Origin of the sequence: Nocardia sp. NBC_01388 (assembly GCF_045040085.1) — a bacterium.
In the GTDB taxonomy this organism is placed as follows: Bacteria; Actinomycetota; Actinomycetes; order Mycobacteriales; family Mycobacteriaceae; genus Nocardia.
This window is the reverse complement of sequence record NZ_CP109553.1, coordinates 1005731-1022835: the sequence shown is the minus strand read 5'-3', so window position 1 is coordinate 1022835 and position 17105 is coordinate 1005731. Positions and strand designations below refer to the sequence as shown.

16 protein-coding genes are annotated in these 17105 nt (G+C 62.5%); 7 read left to right on the top strand and 9 right to left on the bottom strand.

All coding sequences use genetic code 11. The features are described 5' to 3' along the window. Positions 1–76 precede the first annotated feature (76 nt). A complete protein-coding gene (locus OG716_RS04835; RefSeq protein ID WP_405136484.1) occupies positions 77–1627 on the top strand; it encodes an AMP-binding protein in 1551 nt (516 codons plus the stop codon). Between the two features lie 55 nt (positions 1628–1682). On the opposite strand, the gene OG716_RS04830 is transcribed toward OG716_RS04835, so the two are convergent. The 8 genes from OG716_RS04830 to OG716_RS04795 form a co-directional block, all read right to left on the bottom strand. Further along, the gene (locus OG716_RS04830) at positions 1683–3128 is read right to left on the bottom strand and encodes a class I adenylate-forming enzyme family protein (protein ID WP_405136483.1); all 1446 of its coding nucleotides are present in this window, start codon (positions 3126–3128) and stop codon (positions 1683–1685) included. A gap of 44 nt (positions 3129–3172) precedes the next feature. Then, positions 3173–4207, bottom strand: a complete 1035-nt coding sequence (locus OG716_RS04825; protein WP_405136482.1) for a hypothetical protein — start codon at positions 4205–4207, stop codon at positions 3173–3175. A 247-nt stretch (positions 4208–4454) separates the two neighbouring features. After that, a complete protein-coding gene (locus OG716_RS04820; RefSeq protein WP_405136481.1) occupies positions 4455–5642 on the bottom strand; it encodes an acyl-CoA dehydrogenase family protein in 1188 nt (395 codons plus the stop codon). Positions 5643–5674: 32 nt separating this feature from the next. Then, positions 5675–6472 carry an enoyl-CoA hydratase-related protein gene (locus tag OG716_RS04815; protein WP_405136480.1) on the bottom strand — a complete coding sequence of 266 codons (798 nt, stop codon included), beginning with the start codon at positions 6470–6472 and terminating at the stop codon, positions 5675–5677. Continuing rightward, positions 6462–7352, bottom strand: a complete 891-nt coding sequence (locus tag OG716_RS04810; RefSeq protein ID WP_405136479.1) for an enoyl-CoA hydratase-related protein — start codon at positions 7350–7352, stop codon at positions 6462–6464. The genes OG716_RS04815 and OG716_RS04810 overlap by 11 nt, the downstream gene beginning before the upstream one ends. Then, on the bottom strand, positions 7336–8250 hold the full coding sequence (locus tag OG716_RS04805) for an SDR family oxidoreductase (protein ID WP_405136478.1): 915 nt from the start codon (positions 8248–8250) through the stop codon (positions 7336–7338). The genes OG716_RS04810 and OG716_RS04805 overlap by 17 nt, the downstream gene beginning before the upstream one ends. Beyond that, positions 8237–9199: an amidohydrolase family protein gene (locus OG716_RS04800; protein WP_405136477.1), complete on the bottom strand. Its 963-nt coding sequence runs from the start codon at positions 9197–9199 to the stop codon at positions 8237–8239. Before OG716_RS04800 ends, OG716_RS04805 begins: the two co-directional genes overlap by 14 nt. 25 nt (positions 9200–9224) lie before the next feature. Continuing rightward, complete coding sequence (locus OG716_RS04795; protein ID WP_405136476.1) at positions 9225–10016, bottom strand: enoyl-CoA hydratase/isomerase family protein; 792 nt, start codon at positions 10014–10016, stop codon at positions 9225–9227. Positions 10017–10261: 245 nt separating this feature from the next. On the opposite strand from OG716_RS04795, the gene OG716_RS04790 reads away from it, so the two are divergent. From OG716_RS04790 to OG716_RS04765, 6 genes are read left to right on the top strand one after another with little or no spacing between them, the layout of a single operon-like run. After that, entirely contained in the window at positions 10262–11470 is a 1209-nt protein-coding gene (locus tag OG716_RS04790) for an acyl-CoA dehydrogenase family protein (RefSeq protein WP_405136475.1), read from the top strand. A 7-nt stretch (positions 11471–11477) separates the two neighbouring features. Then, positions 11478–12704 (top strand): CaiB/BaiF CoA transferase family protein, encoded by a 1227-nt coding sequence (locus tag OG716_RS04785; protein ID WP_405136474.1) that lies wholly within the window; start codon positions 11478–11480, stop codon positions 12702–12704. Next, a complete protein-coding gene (locus OG716_RS04780; RefSeq protein WP_405136473.1) occupies positions 12701–12904 on the top strand; it encodes a hypothetical protein in 204 nt (67 codons plus the stop codon). Before OG716_RS04785 ends, OG716_RS04780 begins: the two co-directional genes overlap by 4 nt. 20 nt (positions 12905–12924) lie before the next feature. After that, positions 12925–14064 (top strand): acyl-CoA dehydrogenase family protein, encoded by a 1140-nt coding sequence (locus OG716_RS04775; RefSeq protein WP_405136472.1) that lies wholly within the window; start codon positions 12925–12927, stop codon positions 14062–14064. Beyond that, entirely contained in the window at positions 14064–15137 is a 1074-nt protein-coding gene (locus OG716_RS04770; protein ID WP_405136471.1) for an acyl-CoA dehydrogenase family protein, read from the top strand. The genes OG716_RS04775 and OG716_RS04770 overlap by 1 nt, the downstream gene beginning before the upstream one ends. A gap of 30 nt (positions 15138–15167) precedes the next feature. Further along, positions 15168–15848 (top strand): hypothetical protein, encoded by a 681-nt coding sequence (locus OG716_RS04765; RefSeq protein ID WP_405136470.1) that lies wholly within the window; start codon positions 15168–15170, stop codon positions 15846–15848. 51 nt (positions 15849–15899) lie between these two features. Here OG716_RS04765 and OG716_RS04760 read toward each other — a convergent pair whose 3' ends face one another. Further along, complete coding sequence (locus OG716_RS04760) at positions 15900–16640, bottom strand: FadR/GntR family transcriptional regulator (protein ID WP_405136469.1); 741 nt, start codon at positions 16638–16640, stop codon at positions 15900–15902. Positions 16641–17105: the final 465 nt, after the last annotated feature.

Here is a 17105-nt window from a genome sequence, read left to right as displayed (position 1 = left end):
GCGGCGATACAAACGAGCTCGTCGACCCGATACGACGCCCTCCAACCCTGCATCGGATCCACCTCTTGGAGAAGACATGACCTACCACCCCACCCTCTCCGACATCTGCCACGAAAACAGTCGCCGCTACGCGGACCGGACCGCGGTCATCGACGGCGAGGTCAGGCATACCTGGCAGGAGTTCGACACGCGAGTGAACAAGGCGGCGAACGCGCTCGCCGCGCTCGGCGTGGCGAGAGGTGAACGCATTCTCTGGCTCGCGCAGTCCTCGCACCGCTTCCTCGAGCTTTTCGTCGCCGCCGCGCGGCTCGGCGCAATGATCTGTCCCGCGAACTGGCGTCAGTCAGCACACGAGATGGCCTTCGTCATCGAAGATTTCGATCCTGCGGTGATCGTATGGCAGGAGGAGGAGATCGGCCGGACCGTAGCCGCTGCCCGCGAAATGGCACAGTCTCGCGCGACCTGGATCCAGCAGGACACGGACGCGGACGACGGGTACGAAGCCCACGTGCACGCGGCAGACGACACGCCGCCTCGTGCCGAGGTGTCCGCCGACGACGCTCTGCTGGTCATCTACACCGCCGCCATCATCGACAAGCCCGGTGGCTCGATGCTCAGCCATCGGAATCTGATCTCGATGGCACGGACTACCGGCGAAATCGTCGGTACCAGCGAGGAGTCGGTGTTCCTCAATTCCGGCCCGCTCTTCCACATCGGAAACTTCCAGTTCGACTCGCTGTCGGTGTTCATCCGGGGCGGCGCCAATGCCTATATCCGGCGCGTCGAGGCGAAGGAGGTATTGCAACTCATCGCCGCGGAGAAGGTGACCTCGGCCTTCCTGATGCCGCCGACAATCATCGAGATCAAGCAGCTCAACACCGAAGCCAAGCTGGACATCTCCGCACTTCGGGCGGGTCCGTTCAAGCCGCTGTGGGGCGACGCGTTGCCCGCCGACGATTCGACCTGGGGCCGGTATCCCGGCGGATTCGGCCAGACGGAGGTCACCGGCTTAGCCGTACTGAACGCGATCGGTGGCCAGGGAGCCGGCAATTCCGGGCGTCCTGCTCCTGTGACGCAGGTGAAAATCATCGACACCGACGCCAATGAGGTCGCCGACGGCGAGATCGGCGAGATCGTCATCAGAGGCGAAATCGTGCACCTCGGCTACTGGAACCGTCCCGAGATCAATGCGGCGCGCTTTCTCGACGGCGGCTGGTGGCGCACCACCGACGCGGGCAAGCGAGAGGCCGATGGCACCATCTCTTTCCTCGGAACCATGACTCGGATGATCAAATCTGCGGCTGAGAACATCTACCCGCCGGAAGTCGAAGGCTGCCTGACCAGTCATCCCGCAGTCAAGCAGGCTGCCATCATCGGCGTGCCCGACCCGAAGTACATGCAGTCGGTCAAGGCGATCGTGGTCCTCGAACCCGGTCACACGGTGACCGAGAACGAGCTGCGCGATTACTGCAAGGAGCGCATCGCTTCGTACAAGAAGCCCAAGTTCGTCGAGTTTGTCGAGGCGCTCCCCCAGGCGGGCGGTCGAACAGACTACGACGCCCTCGACGCCTCGTTCGGTGGTGGCGGTTACCCGGGTAAGTCGGATCTCACCAAGACCACAGTCTGAACCGGTCGGGGGTGGGACGATCTTCCGGTCGTCCCACCCCCGTTGTCGGCCCACGTCAGGGACGTTCCGGGGACCGCAGCCGCGCCCGCTGCAGCTTGCCGGCCGCAGTGCGTGGCAATTCATCGACGATCGTGATCTCACTCGGGATCTTGTAGGTTGCCAGGCGCAATGCGGCGGCTTCCCGTAATTCGCGGATCGACACCGGCTCCGAAGTCACGACGAATGCGACCACCCTCTCACCGCGGCGCACGTCGGGACAACCGATCACGGCCGCGTCGGTCACCGCTGGATGTCGCAACAGCTCGTTTTCGACCTCGGCCGGCGCGACCTGGAAACCGGACACCTTGATCATGTCTTTGAGCCGGTCCAGGATCCACAGCCGTCCATCCCCATCGATGCGGCCCGCGTCGCCGGTGCGGAGCCAGCCGTCTTCGAGGAACGGATCATCTTCGGCCGCAACGGTGTAGCCCGATGCCACACACGGACCGCGCACCTCGATCTCGTTGTTCTCACCGAGCCGAATCTCGGTCCCGGCGGAGGCGAAGCCAGGAGAATCGAGCAGCCATCGCTCCGGGCGATCGACCGGGTTGAATGCCACCGCGAACGCTTCGGTCATGCCGTAGGAACAGAGGAACCCGATACCGGTTCTAGAGGTGATCGTCTCTGCCAACTCCGGGGGAACCGCACTGCCACCCCACATGAAGTACCGCAGGCCAGGAAAGTCGGTGCGACTCAGTTGCGGGAGCGTGGCGAGCCGATGTGCCACCGCTCCCGCCAAGGGCCAGACAGTGACGGAGTCTTCTTTGATCTGGTTCATGCACCTGTCGAACTCGAACCGCTCGAACAGCGTCACCTCAGCGCCGACGGACAGCGCCGCGGCCATCATCGAGGTGCCGAAGATGTGGCACAACGGCAACGAGATCTGCAGCCGGTCGGCGTCGGTCAGACCGAGGTGCGTCACTAACTGACCAATGCCCCCGGACAGACTTCCGACGGTGTGCACAACACCTTTCGGGAGACCGGTGGTGCCCGAGGAGAATGGGAGGCACAGCTCCGCATCGGCCGGCACTGCCGCCTGGGGTCGGAGCGGGCACGAACTACCGGCCGCCGCGGCGATCTCCTCGATCGGCACCGCAATCGGCAGCTCGGTCGCCGACGCACGGTGCCGCGGCGAATAGATCGCCGCCTGCGCCCCGGCCGCGAGGATCACCCTGCCGATTTCGTGTTCGGTCCAGTACGGATTCGGGATAACGAAGACCGCGCCGAGCTGCGCGAGTGCAAGCTGCGCGAACACATACTCCGGCCGGTTCTCCACGAGCAGCAGGGTGCGGGTGCCTGTGCCGATCCCGGCCGTGGCGAGCCGGTCCGCGACCGAGCGAACCGCCCGATCCAGGTCATGATAGGTCCACACCCGTCCCTCGAACCGCAGCGCGATCCGGTACGGCCAGCGTTGCGCCGCCCGAGACGACAGGGAGGCGTATTCCGGGTACGTCGCGCTCATCTCCGAATCCCCCGGTTATGTGATCCATCGGCACCCGCACGCGGTCACCACTGACGTCGTTCACCATTGCCCGGCACCGACTCGCCCCAAGCCATCCATACATCGGGGACGCGGGTGTCCGAGATGCGATGTATCCGTCCCTCCTGTTGCGGATTCGGGATCCGGCCCAGGCCCTCCATACGCCCGCGGGGATCCGGCTCGCAAATCCACTCTTTCCCGTTGATGCTGTAGTCGATGCCGTCGTGCCAGTAACCATCGGCGTTGCGCCTGATTACCGCGTCCATGCTGTGCGCGGTCGTCACAGTGCCGTCGCTGTGCCCGATCACCCCGACATGGAAGTCGCCATTGCCGAAGAGGAAGTGGCCCACCTCTGCGCTCCCGTCCTCGTAATGGTTCGCCCACGAGTACCAGGTCGTGTATTGCGCGTCGTGCAGCGGATCCTTGTCGATGTACAGTCGGCCGCCTTCGCGCATCCACGCCTCCTCCCAGAACAGGAATCCACGTACTCGCTTGCCTGCCAGCTGCCCCTCGACCAGCCAGGTCTGGGTGAGGTACAGCAGTGAAGAGTCCGGTCCGGGAAGAAACCACTGCAGCGGCGGCGCAACCAGAGTGCCTGTCACGTCGATGACATCGGACTCCTGATATTCCAGGGTCTCGGCCGAGAGCCTCAGCATCGCCGAGCGGCCGTGCTCGTTCACGGGCGTCGCGAGCTCCACAGCACCGGAATGCAGCACTCGGCGGACAAGCTCGTTGCTATCGGGCGCGTGCCGCGGTTCGCGGCGCAGCAGCAATTGCTCATCGCCTCCGGCGCTGGACGACAAAATGAGCTTGCCCCCCAATGAGCGGATGTCCCCGCCGGTCTCGGCGTTGTCCCGCACAGCGGGGACCCGCCGCATGATCGAATGCAACCCGCCCTGGTCGTCACGCAGGGTGCCCCAGATGTAGCCGGCTTCCGGAACCAGCCCATGGATGACGGTGTCCTGCGCAAGGACCGCGGCGGGTTCGAAACGGCGGCCGGAGCAGATCGCCCTGTGGTTGAAAGATCCGGTCGGCGACAGTCCGGCGAGCGTAGCGGTCATGATTCAGTCCTTAGCCTTGTACTTTCCAATGAAGGTTTGCCTGGAAACTGCGGAGCCTCGCGACTCTCCGATCACGAACCGCGACGCGTGCTCGGCGGCCCGTACCCCCGGTCACCGGGGCCACGTCGGCAGTTGGGGTACTAACTTCCCCGTTCACCACGTTGAGCATTAAGGTTCAACTATATGCCTATTTAAGCCCCGGTTGCTGCCCTTCGACGCGGACGAGGAGCCAATACCGACAGGACCGTCACCGCGGAAGTTTCAGCACTCGTTCGGAAATAATGTTTCGCTGGATCTCCGATGTGCCGCCGTAGATCGTCTCCGCACGAGACAGCAGGAACGTCTTCTGAGCAGGATCGAGGCCGTCGGGCCCGTTGCAGCGCGTTATCTGTGCGGCCGGTCCGCGAAGATCGATCGCGAGTTCGCCCAACTTCTGATGCTCGGTCGCTGCGAACAGCTTGCTGATCGCAGCTGCCGCGTCTTCGGTGCCGTGCCGGTTCTCGACGATCGAGGACACGACTCGCAGTGTGGTCACCCGCATCAAGTGCACGGAAATGTATGCGTCGGCGATTCGCTGCCGAACCCGGGGGTCCGCTGCGGCCCCATTCCGTCGTGCTGTTGCGATGAGATCTGCGACTTCACGCTCCATCGCCAACTGCATCGGCATCAACGCCGCGCCACGCTCCATCGCGAGCGTCCCCATGACGACCGTCCAGCCACCGTTTACCTCGCCGACGACCATGTCGGCGCTGGTACGAGCGCCGTCGAAGAAGCATTCGCTGAATTCACCGGACCGTGCGATGTTCTCGATCGGCCGTATCTTGACGCCGGGTTGATCTACCGGGACCAACAGCAATGAGAGGCCTCGATGTCTGACTCCCCTGTCTGGATCGGTACGGCACAGTACGTACAACCAGTCCGCATGGTGACCGAAGGTCGTCCACACCTTCTGGCCGTGGATAACCCACTCGCCGTCGACCAGCGATGCCCGAGTGTTCACCGAAGCCAGATCGGATCCGGCCCCCGGCTCGCTGAATCCTTGTCCCCACATCTCCTCGACGGCGAGAATCGGTGGCAGGAAACGCGCCTTCTGCTCCTCTGTCCCGAACTTCAACAAGCTCGGTCCCAGCAGCTCGAGTGCTTGCGTCCCGACCCTCGCGGGCGCGGCCGCACGGGCGTATTCATATTCGAAGATGATCTCTTGCGCCAGCGATGCGCCGCGCCCGCCGTACTCGATCGGCCAGGTCAGTCCGAGCCAGCCACCGGCGGCGAGCTGTTTCTCCCATTCGACCCGCACATCCCATGAGGTGTCATCGGTGGGACTGCCGACGCCCTTGTGCTCAGCGAACTCTCCGACCAGATGCTCGGCGAGCCAGGTTCGTATCTCTTCTCTGAACTCGGCTTCGCCGGGAGCGATATCGATGTCTGCGACCATGGCGGTCTCCTCCTGCGGGGCGAGCACCGAACTCAGAACTCGAGTCCGGAATACGGGGCGAATTGCGGCGGTCGTCTCTCGATCAGACTGCGCACGCCCTCTTGGAAATCCGGTTGCGCCTTAGCCAACGTCAAAAGGTACTGGGCGCGCACGCGCGCCTGTTCGAGCGTCATCTCGCTGTCGCTCCACACTTGACTCTTGATCATCGCCATCGCGACCGGCGATACGTTCTTCACTATGTCCCGCGCGTAGGCGACCGCATCGGCGACCACTTCCCCTTGGTCGGACAACTTCTGGACCACCCCGAGTTCGAAGGCCTCCTCCGCGAGAAACACCCTGCCCGACACCAACAGGTCGAAGGCGTGAGCGGGGCCGACGAGCTTCGAAAGCACCCATGCGGCAGCATCTTCGGCGGGAAGGCCACGCTTGGCGAAGGCGGTGGAAAACTTGGCTCCTCGCACCGCGAATCGGTAGTCGAAGTTGAGCGCCTGAGCAAGTCCGATGCCGGCACATGCGCCGTTGATCGCACCGATGATCGGCTTGGGTACAGTCGTTGCGAAGGTCTGCTTGCGCCGAAAGTCCGTGTAGCGCTGCCCATCCCGGACACTGTCGAGCACACTCGGATCCAGGCCCGGCACAAACGAGGTCCCGGACCCGGTCACCACGATCGCACGCACGCTGGCATCCGCGGCTGCGCGATCGAGTGCTCGGTAGAATTCCGACTCCAGCTGGGCTGTCCACATATTGCGGCGCTCCGGCCGGTGCAGCGTAATGACGACAACACCCTCGTCATCAACGTCGTAGCGGACTACGTCGGGTTCATCGACCATCAGCCGAACTCCATGCTCGAGTCGCGAGAGTCTTGTCACTGCTTGACCAAGGCGCGTCCGAAGACTTCGCCAACTGGAACCGCGGTTCTCGCTTGTCGAGAAACGCTGCGACGCCTTCCGCTGAATCAGACTGTCTGCCAACCCATCTGAACAGTTCCCACTCACGATGAAACGCGGACTCACGATCCGTCTCACCGAGCATCTGGTACAGGAGCTGCTTGGTCAGACCGACCGCGGCCGGCGCACAGTTTGCCGCGATATCCTCGGCGATCTCCAGCGCCTTCGGCAAAACGCGCTCGCCCGGAACAGCGTGGGTCGCGAGTCCCAGTTCCTTCGCCTCCACGCCTTTGAACAGCCGGCCGGTGACCAAGAGTTCGATCGCCGCCGCGGTTCCGATCAGGCGCGGCAGTAACCACAGCGAATTCTGCTCGGGTATCAGCCCACGCCGGGTGAAGACGAAGCCATATTTGGCATCCTCGTTGACCACTCGGATGTCCCACTGCAAGGCGAAAGTCAGTCCCATGCCGACGGCAGATCCGTTGAGCGCGCCGATGATCGGTGTGCGCATCCGCCACGGCCTGGGTCGTTGTGTCATTACCTCGCGCGCGTCGCGCTGCTGGTCCTCATCGAATGCGAAGTTCGAGCCGCCGGGCTCGAGGTCGGCTCCGGTCGAGAAGTGCCGCCCTCGCCCGGTGACCACGATCGCCCGGACATCGTCGTCCCTGTCGAGTTCCTCGAGCCGGGCGTGGAGCTCCACCTGCATCGCGGAGATGAATCCATTGCCCCGTTCGGGGCGGTCCAACCACACCGTCGCGATCCGTCGACTGCGCTCTACGGTGATCCCGTTGGTCGCCGACATCGGATCAACGACCGTCGACAACGGTCGGCACCCTGGGGTTTCCCGCACCGTCGGAGTTGGGCCGGGCTTCCGCGACCAGCATCGGGATTACTTCACCGAGTTCCGCCGGATCCCATCGAGAGAACCTGTCGACTCCCGGACCGGCGACCCAGGTCTCCGCGACACTGATGGCCCCGGCCTTGACGTTGAAGACCCGTCCGGTGATCGCCTCGGCTTCGGAGGAGGCAAGCCAGACGACCAGCGGCGCGATGTTGGCCGGCGAGCCCGCATCGAATCCGGTTGCTTCCTTGATGTCGGCCATCTTCTTGACGTAGTCGTCGAGCCCAGCCGTCATATCGGTCAGTGCGCTCGGCGCGATGGCATTGACCGTCACGTTCAACCGGGCGAGCTCCTCCGACAGAATCACGGTGAATGCGGCGACAGCCGCTTTCGCAGCACCGTAATTCGACTGCCCCACATTGCCGTAGAGCCCCGATGGTGAGGAAGTGTTCACCACACGAGGATGCGATACCGGTGTTCCGGCCTTCGACTGCGAACGCCAGTGTGCGACGGCATGCTTCGTCGGACAGAAGGTGCCGCGAAGGTGGACCTTCATCACCGCATCCCACATGTCTACCTCCATGTTCACGAACATCTTGTCGCGCAGGATGCCCGCGTTGTTCACCAGCACGTGGAGATCGCCGAATTCGTCCAGCGCTGTGCGGATCAGGCGGCCCGCCCCGTCCCAGTCGGAGACATCGTCACCGTTCGCGACGGCGACACCGCCGAGCGCCCGGATCTCCTCCACGACCTTCTCTGCCGGACCGAGGTCGTTGACAACGACCCGCGCACCCTGACGTGCGAATTCGAGGGCGTGCTCGCGGCCGATGCCGCCTGCCGCGCCCGTAACGATGACTACGCGTCCGTCATGCAGTCCCATTGATTCGATCTCCTTTTCGCTCGTTCGCTCCCGCGGCCGCAGGTGGCTCGCCGAAGACAGCAAGTGCGTTGGCTCCCAGGAAGTTTCGCCGCGAGTCAGCGGGCATCTCGATCGCCCGCGCCTCGGTGATGGTGCGTTCGAAGGGAAGGATCGGGTAGTCGGACGCCCACATCAACTTCGTCTTGTTTCGTTTACGAATGACACTCAGAATGTCGTCGGGTACATACTTCGGCGCCCATCCCGCTGTCATCGCGAACACATTGGGATGCTTGACCAACATGGCGACGGTTTCGCTCGTCCACGGATCACCGAGGTGCGACATCACGATCTTCAACTCGGGAAACGTCAGGGCGACCTCGTCGATGAGGATCGTGCGTTGCAGTTTGGCCGGTTTCATCGGCCCGGGAACGCCGACATTGATCGATACCACCGCACCCTCGTCACAGGCCGCGGTGTACATCGGGAAGGCCAATTTATCGTCGATGGCAATGCCGGTGAACATCGGAATCACTCGGAGGCATTTTATGCCGTATTCACGCACCGCGATTCGAACCTGCCGGGCGGCCTCGTAACCCTGGCGCGGATCGATGCCGACCGACGTAACGAACCGGCCCGGATATTCGTCCTGATACCGTGCGAGACGTTCGCATGTCTCCCGGAGCACACCCTCGCCGGTCTTCGTGCCATGGACGAACGGCGCGGTGATATCCCTCGGCGCCTTCGACAACACGCCACCGGATATGCCGAGCCGGTCCATTTCAGCCACAACATCGTCCATTGTCTGCCCGCCCTCGTAGGCGCTGTTGCCTCGTTTGAACCTCGCAACAACGGACGGATCCGGAGTAACCTCGCCCTGCGCGTAGGGCAGATTTATCCAGGCGTCGAAGACGCGGGGTGATACCACCGCCTCATTCGAATTCTGCTGGGCCACAACCTCTTCGGTACTCATCGAACTCCTCGCACGGTACTTTCGATCACTTGCCGACAAACTTCGGCGACCGCTTCTCACGCATTGCCGACAACGCCTCCGCGGCGTCCTCGGTCGCCGCGACGACCGCGAAGTGTGACGAGATCAAATCCAGCGCAGTACGCAGATCCGTTCCCGCTGATTGATATGTCGCCCGCTTGATCATGCGAGCGGTCACCGGCGGAGCGCTCGCGATCTGCTCAGCCAATGCCCGAGTGGCCGCGGCAAGTTCGGCGGGCTCGGCCAATCTGTTGACAAGCCCTATCCGGAGGGCTTCGTCGGCGTCGATGAAGTCTCCGGTCAACAAGAGCTCCAGCGCCTTCGAGGTCCCCACGATGCGCGGCAGATAGTAGGCGCCGCCGTCTCCCGGGGCGAGTCCGATCTTGATATAGCTCTCGGACAGCCGAGCCGATGTCGACATGATGCGCAGGTCGCACATGAGCGCCATATCGAGGCCCGCGCCGACGGCGGCACCATTGATAGCGGCGATCAACGGTTTGTCGAGCGCCTCCACAGCCAGCGCGACTTGATGAATCTCGTCGTGCAGCTGGGACTTTCGGGCCAGCGGAGTCAGCTCCCGGTTAGCGTTGGAGATGCTCCCGAGATCGATTCCCGAGCAGAACGCACGGTCCCCCGCCCCGGTCAGGACGACAACTCTGACTTCATCATTCTGCTTCGCTTCGACCAGCAGCCGGGCCCAGTCGCGAATCATCTCGAATGTGAAGGCGTTGCGTGCCTCCGGCCGATTCAGCGTGATCGTTCCGACGCCGCGTTCGATGCACCACTCCAGGTCGGGCACGCCTTCTCCTTGAACTAGGCTAATCAGTGTATTATTTGTACTATACCAAGGCTGGAAGTCAAGATTGGCCGCTCGGTCGCGACGGCCACCGAAGGAGTGTTGTGTACCTGACCTGCTGAATTCGACCGTGCTACGCCCGTGATTGTCAGGTGCACGCCGCAGAGCCCGGCCGACAATCGAGCGCCGACTTCCTAGACCGCCTCGCTGCTCTTTCGCGGCCAAACCCGGAGTTAGGACACACAGACGTGAAAGATCTGAGTACTGAACTTCCGCTCACCGCCGTAGACATCGAATTTCGTGACGAACTGCGCGCATGGCTGAGCGACCATCTCACGGACGACTTCCGTGACCAGCACCGTCGCGGTGGCCCGGACGACGACGACAACTGGGAGCTCCGGCGACTGTGGGAGAAGCAGCTCGCCGCAGGGCATTGGCTCGGTCTGTCGTGGCCCGCGGAGTATGGAGGTCGCAACGCGACGATGACGCAGGAGATCGTCTTCGCCATGGAGTACGCCCGTGCGGGCGCGCCTCCCAGAGCAGCGTTCCATGGTGAAACGCTCATGGCGCCCACCGCCCTGCATTACGGCACAACCGAACAGAAGCAACGTCTCCTCCCGCCGATGGCCAGAGCCGAACTCGTGTGGTGCCAAGGCTATTCGGAACCGAACGCCGGATCCGACCTCGCCAATATCTCAACCCGCGCTCGCCTCGACGGGAACGAATGGATTGTTACCGGGCAGAAGATTTGGACGACGTTCGCGCAGCATGCCGACTGGATCTTCGCGATAGTCCGTACCGAAGCGGGCTCCGCCCGTCATGCGGGCCTGTCCTACCTGCTGATCCCGCTCGATCAACCAGGGGTTCGCGTCGTGCCGATTCGAACCATGCTCGGGGACAGCGGATTCAACGAAGTGTTCTTCGATGAAGCACGTACCGGTATCGACAACGTGCTGGGCGTACCCGGCGACGGGTGGAAAGCCGCCATGACCACCCTCGGTCACGAGCGCGCCACCTCGGTGCTCGGATATCAGTTTTCGTTCCGCAGGGAGATGGCCGATCTCCGCGAGTTGGCGAAGAAGCGCGGTGCCACGGCAGATCCGGTGTTACGCGATCGCCTGGTGGACTCGATGATCGGGCTCGACATCATGGGCTACAACAATTTGCGCACCCTGTCGACCGCGTTGAAGGAGGGCCAGTTCGGCCCGGAAGCCTCCATCGGTAAGTACTACTGGTCGAAGTGGCATCAGGAATTCACCGAGCTCGCCATGGACATCCTGGGCTCCGACGGCTGGTTATCAGCCGATTGGGCATCCGGACCGGACCGGGCATCGGAAGCGCTGCGCCGGTCGTTCGTCCGGGCGCGGGCGGAGACGATCTACGCCGGAGCGACCGAGATCCAGAAGAACATCATCTCCGAACGCGTGCTCGGACTACCACGGGAACCGAAGGTTTAGCACCACGATGGAATCTGCACTGAACGGCATCCGAGTACTCGATGTGAGCCGGATTCTCGCGGCTCCGTTCGCCGCTCAATTACTCGGCGACTTGGGCGCTGACGTCGTCAAGGTCGAGCGTCCGAAGGTCGGAGACGACGCTCGCAGCTACGGTCCGCCGTATCTATACGACCAGGACGGGAACGTCACCGCGGAAGCGGGGTTCTATCTCAGCTGCAATCGAAACAAGCGGTCCATCACGATCGATCACTCGAAACCCGAGGGCGCCGGCATAATTCGAGAGCTCGCCGCCCACTCGGACGTCTTCATCGAGAACTTCCGCAGCGGCGTTCTGACCAAATACGGCTTGGATTACGACTCGCTCCGGGCGGTCAATCCGCGCCTGATCTATTGCTCCATTACGGGATTCGGTCAGGATGGACCGTACGCAGACAGACCGGGATACGACGGCGTGTTTCAAGCCATGTCCGGAATGATGAGCGTCTCGGGGCTCCCCGAGGGTGAGCCGGGCGCGGGCCCGATGAAAGTCGGCGTATCGATGGTCGACATTCTCACCGGGCTCTACGCCGGCAATGCCATCCTGGCCGCGCTGCACCATCGTGACGTCAATGGCGGGCAAGGGCAGTACATCGATTTGGCGTTGTTGGACTGCGGTGTCGCGGCATTGTCGCACTACGCCCAGAATTACCTCATCTCGGGAACCCCCGCTCCCCGGCGCGGCAACGGCGGTTTCGGTGGAATCCCGTCGCAGACATTCCGGTGCGCCGATGACGATATTTTTGTCGTGGCATCCACGCCGAAACAATGGTCAGCATTGACCAAGGTGCTCGGCCGGCCCGAATTGGGCGATGACCCCCGGTTCGCGTCGGTATCCGCTCGGATCGAGAACCGTGACCTCGTTCTCGGGACTCTCAACAAAGCATTCGTCACCAGACCCGCGGCCGATTGGGTTCACGATCTGGAAGCAGCCGATGTCCCGGTCAGCCCCGTGAACGATATGATCGGGGTATTTGAAAATCCGCAGATACGACATCGAGAAATGCAACTGACTGTCGCCCATCCGGACTCGGGAAGTATTGATATCGTGCGCAATCCGACCCGAATGTCGGCAACACCGCTTACTCGATACGAAACGCCGCCGAAGCTCGGACAGCACAGCCGGGAGATACTTATGGATGTCCTGGGCAGGACCGATGCGGAAATCGATGCACTGGTCGCAGGTGGCGTGTTGTGATCAGGTCTGATACCGCGGATTTGTTGCACCTCTGTGGCATTCCCCTGCTCGGCGACGACGACTCGCTGTATCTGCCGAGCGCAGACAGCCCGAATTGGATAGTCCAGCCCATAACCCGCACACCACTCCCCCGCATCGGATACATGATGATGCCGGTCGAGGTGGGCCGCAATGCCGAACAATCGGAAAGAGCGCAGTGACGCCTCAATTGATACCACCCATGCGATCACTCCCCGCGGAGGCTTCAGAGCTCCGGAGGGAGGTTCGAGACTTCCTCGCAGAGGACCGCGCAACCTACGGTTGGCAGCCTCACGTCGACTCGTGGATATCCGCGTGGGACCCAGGATTCAGCCAGCGGCTCGGCCGACGCGGCTGGCTCGGCATGACGATTCCCACCGAATACGGTGGACAAGGTCGTACGCACCTCGACCGTTATGTGGTGACCGAAGAACTGCTGGCCGCGGGCGCACCCGTCGCAGCGCACTGGGTTGCCGATCGGCAGGTCGGCCCCGCACTGCTCGCTCACGGCAGTGAGTACCAACGCCGACGGTATCTGCCGGACATCGCACGGGGTGAGCGATACTTCGCGATAGGAATGAGCGAGCCGGAAGCCGGATCGGATCTCGCAAGCGTTCGAACACGAGCGGTCGCCGTCGCCGGGGGCTGGGAGCTCACCGGAACGAAGGTATGGACATCCGGCGCACATCACGCACACGCGTTCTTCGTACTCGCGCGGAGTGCACCACTCGATCCAGCGCATCGCCATGACGATTTGAGCCAGTTCATCGTCGACCTGGATACGGCAGGGATCGAGATCAGGCCGATCAAACTGCTGACAGGTCAGCACCATTTCAACGAAGTCGTTCTCGACCGGGTGTTCGTCCCTGATCAGTTGGTGCTGGGCGAGCCTGGACAGGGATGGCGCCAAGTCACATCGGAGTTGGGTTTCGAGCGCAGCGGACCGGAGAGATTGCTCTCGACTCAACCCTTGCTCGCTGCGCTGACCGGGCGTCTCGCCCACGAAACAGGTCGCGCGCCGGGCGCAATCGCAGAGCTGGGTGCACTGATCTCGCAAGTGACCACTCTCCGCCAATTATCGATATCTGTCGCGGCATCCTTGTCGGACGGACAGCCGGCAGATCTCGCCGCCGCTTTGATCAAAGACCTCGGCACACGTTATGAGGGAGCTGTCGTGGACACTGCCGCAGCGGTCCCCGATGCCGAGCCGGACCCCAACTCCGATGATGAATTCACCAGACTGCTCGCCGAGGGTTTGCTACACGCGCCCGGATTCACCCTCCGCGGCGGAACCAATGAGATCCTGCGTGGGGTCGTTGCACGTGGATTAGGACTGCGATAATGATCAATTCTCAGAATCTGAATGACGAACTGGCTGATCTTCGCGGGCTCGCCGACGACATCTTCTCCGCGTGGTCGGAAACTGTTCTGGATGTCCAGAAGACCACCATTCCGTTCGACCCCACACAGTGGAAGACACTGCATGATTCGGGTCTGACACTATTGACGACACCGGAAGCTCACGGCGGCAGCGGCGCAAGTATCACGGAACTTGCCGTCGTGTTGTCGAGTGCGGCCCATCATTGTGCGCCGGTTCCTCTCGCCGAAACCGATCTGTTGGCTTCCTGGCTGTTGCGTGTCGCGGGAATTGCTGTGCCCGCTATCCCGCTCACTGCGGCGTACTCCCCTTCACTGGACATCAGTGATACGCATGTCACCGGAACACTCGATCGAGTACCTTGGGCGACCATGGTGGATGCCATCGTCGTCGCTAATGATCAACGGGTAGCGCTAGTCCCCGTAAGCAATATTCTGATCGAGGCCGGGTGCAATCTTGCACATGAGCCCCGTGACCACCTCTTCATCGACACCGATCTTTCCGTCGAATCGATAGGACCTGCCCCCGACCGGGTTCGGCAGGAGTTCGACCTGCGTGGTGCCCTCGCTCGCTCGATTCAGATTTGCGGCGTAGCGGAACGCGCACTCGCGATGACCGTGCAGCATGCCGGTGAGCGCCGGCAGTTCGGCCATACGCTGGGCAAATTCCAAGCTGTTCAGGCCCTTGTTTCCGATGCGGCCGGCGCTGTCGCCATGGCAAGGGCCGCGACCGAACTCGCGGTGACGACTGTGGCCGCATATGGCTTCCTCGATCCCGGTACGCGGTTCGCGATCGCCGTCGCCAAGACCCAGACCGCGTCTGCCGCACAAAAAGTCAGCCGCAACGCCCACCAGGTTCACGGCGCAATCGGATTCACCCTCGACCACCGACTACGCCACTTCACTTCTCGCATGCTCTCGTGGCGTTCGGAGTTCGGAAGTGCACACCGCTGGGAGCAATTCCTCGGAGAGGTCGCAATTGGTGAAGGTCCGTCCAGGGTCTGGAATCTGATCACCAGTGGCCAAACCACTACATGACAAGCACCACTGCTCGATAGTTCAGAGGATTTGTCCGACGATGTTGCACAACCTATCGATGTCCCGGCCGAGGCAAACCGGCCGAACGCTGCGGAGGCAATTTCCGTCGCAGTACTCGCCCTCCCACCGCCGCAATACTTCGCCGGTTGCGGGGATGCCGGCGAAGGCGGCCGGGCGCATCGATGGTCATCGCCGTCGGGGTCGGCGATGAGTCAGCGCCGACACGGGGGTTCGAAAACAAGCACCGATACGGCGTTGCCCTCTCGGTTCGAGCTTCTCCGCGCGGTACGCGGTCATTCGATCGCGGCCGGCGGCGGCTACACAGCTTGCCGCATTGCTGAGCACGCCTTCGAGCTGGCGGAATTGCACGCCGCCAAATTGCACGCCAACGGGCGGACGGCTGACACTATCGTCTGGTGCGAGCTCAATGGTCGGTACCTCTATATCGTCGAGCGACTGGATAATCTCGTCGCCGAAGCCCTGCCCCATCTGACGGACCGGGATCGCCATGAGATCCGCACCGCCATCGTTCAAATCGCACACGCATCGGTGAAAATACATCGGGCACTGCGCAATTCAGGTGGCGGCAACCTCGAGGTCCTCACGCTATGGCATCGATTGGCCGAACTTGTCGATCACTACGACACACTGCTGGCAGAACGGATGTCGAAGTCGTATTACAGCCCATCTCGACCGCGGAGCATGCGGTGACGGTGCGCCGAGCGCCCGCGTCGCGGACGCGCCACTACCCTCACACGGTCCCTATGGCTGACGCTGAGAGAGAACCTCGACAAGCGTTGCCTCTGAATCCCCGACCATATACTTCTCGACGCCCTCCAGGTGTCGGCGCCAATGCTTCTGGGCCGCAGCAACATCACCCTTTCGTAGCAGCTTCACAAGCTTCATACATGCCTGCTGCGCCGCCCGTGCCGCCGGTCCCTCATGACCCGCGGCGTGCGCGGCAATGAACACGGCATTATGCGCTTCGATGACCTTGAACAGCATTCCAGCCAGCACCCCGAGCGTCACATTACCGGTGAGATCCACCAGCGTTTGATGCAGACGTACATCATGCTGCGCGAAAGCTTCATCGTCGTCGATCAAGTCGGCTCCGGCCGCGACCATCTTCTCGAGTCGATCGAGCTCTCCGTTCGGGCCGCGGCCGCCGAGCATCCCGAGCGCGGATACTTCGAGCTCGGTGCGAGCACGGTACACATCGACCAGCGGAGTGCCCCGGTACTGAAGCAGCAGGCCCGCGTACCGCGCCGCCACCGCTCCATCCAACTCCAGCACACGAGCGCCGCCATGCGCGCCACGCAGCACTGTGATGATCGACTCCGACTCCAGGATTCGAAATCCTTCACGGAGTGTCGGCCGAGACACGCCGAATTGCTCCATCAAGACTGCTTCATTGGGGAGCGGGTCACCTGCCGACAGTTCACCGGTAATGATGCGCCGACGCAAATCTGCCGCCACCAGCTCACCGGCCTTCGGCACCTTCACGACAGTCGACCTGAGTCTGGTCACTTAACCCTCGCTTACTTGGCCGCCGACACGAACCAGGTCACCGGCGCATCCTGGGCTCGACGATGAGTACGTCCGCATAATCAGTTAGAATGTTGTACTCATACTACTACCTAGTCAAGGTACTAGCTATCCAGGAGCGCGCAGCGTCTCCGAAGCCGAACACGACCAGCTTCGCGCCGTCGCCGGTCTCATCGGCCAGGGAGATGACCCAACAGGTCGGCGTCGGCCCGAATGCCCAGATGACATCCCTTCACGATACTTCCACATTCTCACGACCGGTCAACGGTGGTGATGTCGACGAACATCCGGCCGACACCGTCCAGCACCACGGCCCACTCCCAGAGGTCACGTTCAGCCCTCAACCAGCTCGCTATATAGTGCATGTATTGCACTCATTCACCGTAGAATGAGGAGCGACCGGCCACACGACCCAGGAGCATC